The organism is Mesorhizobium sp. M7A.F.Ca.US.014.04.1.1 (assembly GCF_003998745.1).
Lineage (GTDB): Bacteria > Pseudomonadota > Alphaproteobacteria > Rhizobiales > Rhizobiaceae > Mesorhizobium > Mesorhizobium ciceri.
The window spans coordinates 1-4,958 of record NZ_RZRW01000432.1 but is presented as its reverse complement, the minus strand read 5'-3'; the positions used below and the strand labels follow the sequence as shown (position 1 = coordinate 4,958).

Here is a 4,958-nt window from a genome sequence, read left to right as displayed (position 1 = left end):
AGCGGGCCACCCGGCCAGCGTAGAAGGAAGGGGAACGTGGAGCATCGACGAACTCGCCGCCCTCACGCTGTCCCCGGTTTTTTTTGTGTGTACTCAACAACGCCATGCAACCAATCTCGCTTCAATCGGTTTCCCCGTACGTGGCCTTGAGAGCCGCGACGACCATTCTGTGAGTGATCCCAGGTGGTCCCCGACGCGTTTGCCGCGTCTGTAGTTGGTTGCCGATTGCTTCAAAATATGGACAAAGTTGGTTAATCAATTCCTCTCAAAACCAACGACGAGATGTGGATTTTGGCCAAATCAGCCTTCGTCCACGGCCAGGAAAGTGGTGTTGTCGCCCTTCCGACCTGGTTTTGCTGCCTGTTTTTGGCGGCCGAGTCAAGCAAAACAGCCACTGCTAATTTTTACGCAGCGCCTCCGCGCGGTGTATGCAGCGAACCGACTGCCGGCAGACCTGCCTACAAAAGGCGCGCGTGTTTCCGGTAAAACTGTTGCCTGCCATGCTAGATTTCTCGCGGGAAGGCGGCCTCAAACGGCCCACCCTCAGTTGAACCAAAGCGCAAACGTCAAAAACCCGTCGCCGCCGAACTGGCGCTGGATCTGGTCGAAATCGTCGCTGGTCGCGAGCTCGCCGCTTTCGAGGTAGGTCGCGATGGCCGGGCCGGTGATCGACAGCACGAGATCGAAGTTTTTTGGCTCGTCGAAGAAGCGCTTCATGTTGATGCCAAGCCCAGTACTGGCGGTGACGCGGAAATGCGGCAGCAGCCTGCGGCCTTCCAGGAGATCCTCGGCCATGGTCAAGGCGGCGAGCCAGGCCTGGACCTGCTCCTCGCCGACTTCGAGGCCGGTGAGCGGGTTCTCGCCCTTCTGCTGCGGTCCAGGCAGCCATTCGCGGTCATTGTCGGTCTCGGCGCGGATCGCCTTCCAGTCCTCGCGCGACAGCCGGATCATTTCCAGCAGGTGGCGGCGCGCCGCTTGCCGGCGCTCCGGTTCGATCACCGGCCAGTTGACGAGATGCACCATCGAGATGAAATCGGCGATGCGCCATTCCGAGGAGAAGATGCTCGAGCCCATATCGCCGGCCGGCGGCACCAGAATATCCTGCAGCGGCAATTTGGCGCGCGGGAACAGCATGTGAAACGAGCCGTCGAAGGTGCTCCTGAAATCATGCGCCAGCCAGAAATCGGCCTGCGCCATCAGGAACTCGGCATAGCCCTGCAGCCAGTAGCCGTCGGCGCGGTCGAAGCGGAAGGTGAGCGTGGGGGCGGCGGCGTCCGACGAGATACCGCCGCGCGAGAGTGAGGCGATGATCGCCGCCATGCTCTCGTCCGGCGCGATGGTGCCGTCCTCGTTGAGGTCGATGCCGGCATGGGTGAGATCGATGACCATGCCGATATCGGCATTGGGCGGCACCGAGGCAAACGTGGCTGCGGATTTCTCCAGCCGGTCACGGAAGCCGACCAGGATGGCGCGGAACTGCTCGTAAGTGAGCGGCTCGGGATTGGGATTGTCGGGCACTGGCAACCGCATCAGCGGCAGCATGAAGGATTGCGGGCTTTCGAAACCATGACGGTGCAGGCCGGTGGCCAGGATCTCCAGTGCGGTAAAGAACTCGCCCGCCCCGGCCGCATAGGCGGATGCCGGGTCTTTTGGCGCGGCAGCCTCCAGCGTCGAGAGAGCGGTGTCGCGCGCGGCCACGGTCTTCGCCTCAAACAATGTGGTTGCCGCTTCTGGCATTGCCGCCGACGCGGAAGACAGCGGCAGGAGCAGAATGAAAGCGGATGTCAGCAGGCCTGCCAGTCGTGTCATCTTTTCCCCCCAATGTTTGTCGCGCAGTGCAAACATACACCATTTGCAGCGTCGCGCTTCAACCCGCCCCGCGGACGGTCTACACAGGGCAAACAATTGGGCATCGCGTGTCGAATTATCCGTTTTCCTACAAGCTGTCCTGGCTGCCGCGTTTCCTGAAGCCGTCACTGGCCGGCGACGCTCAAGACTTTGCGCCGATGGCCGGGACGCTGATGGATCCACCGCCGAAGCAAGCGGTGCGGCTTGCCTTTGTCGGCGACATCTCGGCGGTGGCCAACCGCAGCGCGCCGGATTGCGATCCGGCGATCAAGGCGCTGCTCGGCGCTGCCGATCTGGTGATCGGCAATTGCGAAAGCCCTGTTGTGGACAGGCCAAGCGCGGTGCTGGGCACAAGGCTCGGCACGCATCATGCGATGAGCGAGCCGTTCCTGGCCGAGGCGCTGACGGCGGTTGGTGTTGCGCGCGAAAAACTCGTGCTGTCGCTGGCCAACAACCATGTGCTGGATCAGGGCATCGCCGGTTTCGACGAGACAATCGCGGCGTTGCTGCGGCTCGGCATCCGCACGATCGGCCTGGCCGACGGTCCGGTTGTGCCGATTCAGGTTGGATCGCTTGATATCGGCTTCGCCGCCTTCACGCTGTGGCGGAACGCCGATGAAAAACTGTTTGCCGGGCGCGTTTCGATGGACAGCGATCCGGCGAGCTGGCCACCCGCTGGCTTGGACCTTCTCTGCGCCGTGCCGCATTGGGACTGGGAGTTCCGACATTTTCCGCGCGACGGGACGCGAGCGCTGGCCAGGCGGCTGGCCGGGCAGGGCGCCGGGCTGATCGCGGGCCATCATGCCCATGTCGTGCAGCCGGTGGAAAAGATTGACGGGACGATCGTCGCCTATGGGCTCGGCGATTTCCTCGGTACCGCCTTTGCCCGGCAGCCATGGCCGGGCCGCATCGGCTCTATCCTCGTTGTCGATGTCAGTGCCGATGCCGGTACGCGCGGCAGGATCGCGTCTTACCGGATGCATCCCTTCATGCGCCTGCGCGCTGGCGACCACGAGCGGCTGGTGTTGATGGAGGCTTTGGAGGGCCGAATGCGTGACAGGGTCGCGGAGCGACTGAAAGCGGTCTTCCCTTCTCCACCAACCGATGAAGGCGTTCCCGCTTAACCATCTGGCGGCCCTTGCAAAACCAACTATCATGCTCCCGCAGAGGCAGGATTGCGGGGGTAGCGGTGGAATCAGCGGATTTCATGCCGAGCGAAACGGTCATCGCCGGCATCCGAAAAGACATCGAGGCCTATGAAGCGGCGAGGGCTTCGGCGGTCCGGCAGGTGCGCTGGCGGGTGCCGGTGTTCGTGGGGCTGGTGCTGGTGGCCGTGGTGCTGGTCGCCTGGCTGTTCAACAAGGTCGCCGACCCCAACGAGCAATGGGTCTCGACGCCGCATGTATTTCTCTATGTGATCGGCTTCGCGGCTTCGATCCTGCTCTATTTCCAGGCCAGGAAACCGGCGACGCGGCTGCAGCAATCGTTCCGCGAGACGCTGCTGCCGATCATATTCGGCTTCATCGCCGACATGCGCTACCAGCATGGCGTGACGCCGAATTCCTTCGACCGGTTGCCGCGCACGGCGGTTGGTCCGTTCAACCGGCAGGCGTTCGACGACATCGTGGCGGGCCGCTATGAGGGGTTTCCGTTCGAACTGTACGAGGCGCATCTGCGGGAAGGGTCGGGCAAGGGCTCCTCGACCGCCTTCCAGGGCGTCATCGTCGCTTTCGAGACCATCGCGCCGTTTCCCGGCATATTGGTGGCGACGCGGCGGACCAACGCGGTGATCAGCTTCTTTCGCGGCATATTTGCCAGCAAGCTGCAAGAGCTGTCCAGCGGCGATGCTTTGCTCGATGCCGCCTACGAGTTCCGCACCGACAATCTCGGGGCGGCACAGCCATTGGTGAGCGGCCGGCTGGCGCAGGCGCTGAAATGGCTTGGCGAAACCTGGCCGGACGACCCAGCCCGCGTCGCGCTCAACGGCAGCGATGGTTTCCTACTGTTGCCGCAGACGAAGAACTTCTTCGAGCTGCCGGATATTTCGGTGCCGCTCGACTACAGCAGGCATGTCGCGCCGATGATATCGGACATGGGCGCGATGCTGGCGACGGCGGCACTTGTGCGCAAGATCGGCGCGAAGGACGAAGCGGGTTGATCGGGCTGCGCTTTCAGCACTCGAAGCCGTATTTGTCACGCATGTAGTCCGCCTCTTCTTTCGACATTTTGTTGAACATGACGCACACGGTGAAGCTGCCGACCTGACGTCCGCCGCGTGTGTATCCCCAGTCGGAAATATCGTCCCTGGTGAATTCTATGTTCTGGCCGAGGACGACGTTGTGCACTTCCTCCGGCTGGTTTGCCAACATGCCGACAAATCCGGTTTCGGTGCGGCGGAACGGTATGACCCAGAAGTGTTCGGTGACGTTGCCGTCCCGTACCTTGACCTTCAATTTGAACCTCTCTGTGTCGGCGGGAGGCGCCTCGGACAGTGCCAGGAAGTCGTCCAGGCTGGCGAGCGCCTGCGCGGTGGCCGCTGCCATCTCTGGGTCGCCGGGAGTGAAGATAATTGTTTTGTCGTCGCCCGGATCCGTGGCTTGTGCGCCGGCCAATCCTGGAGCAAGCGCCAGCATCAGGGACATCGCAGTCCAGACTGCAAGCTTCATGGAAGGCCCCCCTTCATGTCAACGGTCGACACCATCCCGCATTCGACGTCGGTTTGCAACCGTAGCGCGAGTTTGATCAGCGTTGGCGTGGCGGTTTTTGAACTGATCCGCGAAACAAAATGTGTATCGACGATCGGTCAGCGCTCTGTTTCGTGATGCCGCCCGAGATGGATTGCGGCGGCTGCGTGGTGATCGAAAGCCGCCCGTCACAATCGGCCAAGTGACTCTTTTCGCGGACAGAAGTGCGTTCATTGGGGGAGCCGAAGCGGCCTGAAATGATCTAGGTCGCAGATAATGTGTCGGAATTAAGCCTATGATATTGTTTGCGAAAATTCACCCAATGTGATTTGCGGAGGGTGCGCTTTCCGTCCAGTTTCAGGCCGTCCGGTGCTGTCGTTTCCCAAGGCGGCGGTCCGGAAAAGTGAAACAGCACGGAGTGCTTAC

General features: G+C 61.9%; 4 protein-coding genes. 2 read left to right on the top strand and 2 right to left on the bottom strand.

All coding sequences use genetic code 11. The features are described 5' to 3' along the window. Positions 1-543: 543 nt before the first annotated feature. Positions 544-1,809, bottom strand: coding sequence for a hypothetical protein (locus tag EOA22_RS24200; protein WP_127390266.1), 1,266 nt, complete (start codon positions 1,807-1,809; stop codon positions 544-546). A gap of 107 nt (positions 1,810-1,916) precedes the next feature. On the opposite strand from EOA22_RS24200, the gene EOA22_RS24195 reads away from it, so the two are divergent. Both EOA22_RS24195 and EOA22_RS24190 read left to right on the top strand, forming a co-directional pair. Beyond that, positions 1,917-2,972 (top strand): CapA family protein, encoded by a 1,056-nt coding sequence (locus tag EOA22_RS24195; protein WP_063168830.1) that lies wholly within the window; start codon positions 1,917-1,919, stop codon positions 2,970-2,972. Between the two features lie 65 nt (positions 2,973-3,037). Next, the gene (locus tag EOA22_RS24190; protein ID WP_013530035.1) at positions 3,038-4,006 is read left to right on the top strand and encodes a DUF3137 domain-containing protein; all 969 of its coding nucleotides are present in this window, start codon (positions 3,038-3,040) and stop codon (positions 4,004-4,006) included. Positions 4,007-4,019: 13 nt separating this feature from the next. Here the strand turns inward: EOA22_RS24190 and EOA22_RS24185 are convergent, their stop codons facing one another. Next, positions 4,020-4,514 (bottom strand): DUF2314 domain-containing protein, encoded by a 495-nt coding sequence (locus EOA22_RS24185; RefSeq protein WP_063168829.1) that lies wholly within the window; start codon positions 4,512-4,514, stop codon positions 4,020-4,022. Between the last annotated feature and the right edge of the window lie 444 nt (positions 4,515-4,958).

Coding starts and splice junctions, on each gene's coding strand:
- EOA22_RS24200 (WP_127390266.1), bottom strand. CDS start 1,809: ATGACACGACTGGCAGGCCTGCTGACATCCGCTTTCATTCTGCTCCTG.
- EOA22_RS24185 (WP_063168829.1), bottom strand. CDS start 4,514: ATGAAGCTTGCAGTCTGGACTGCGATGTCCCTGATGCTGGCGCTTGCT.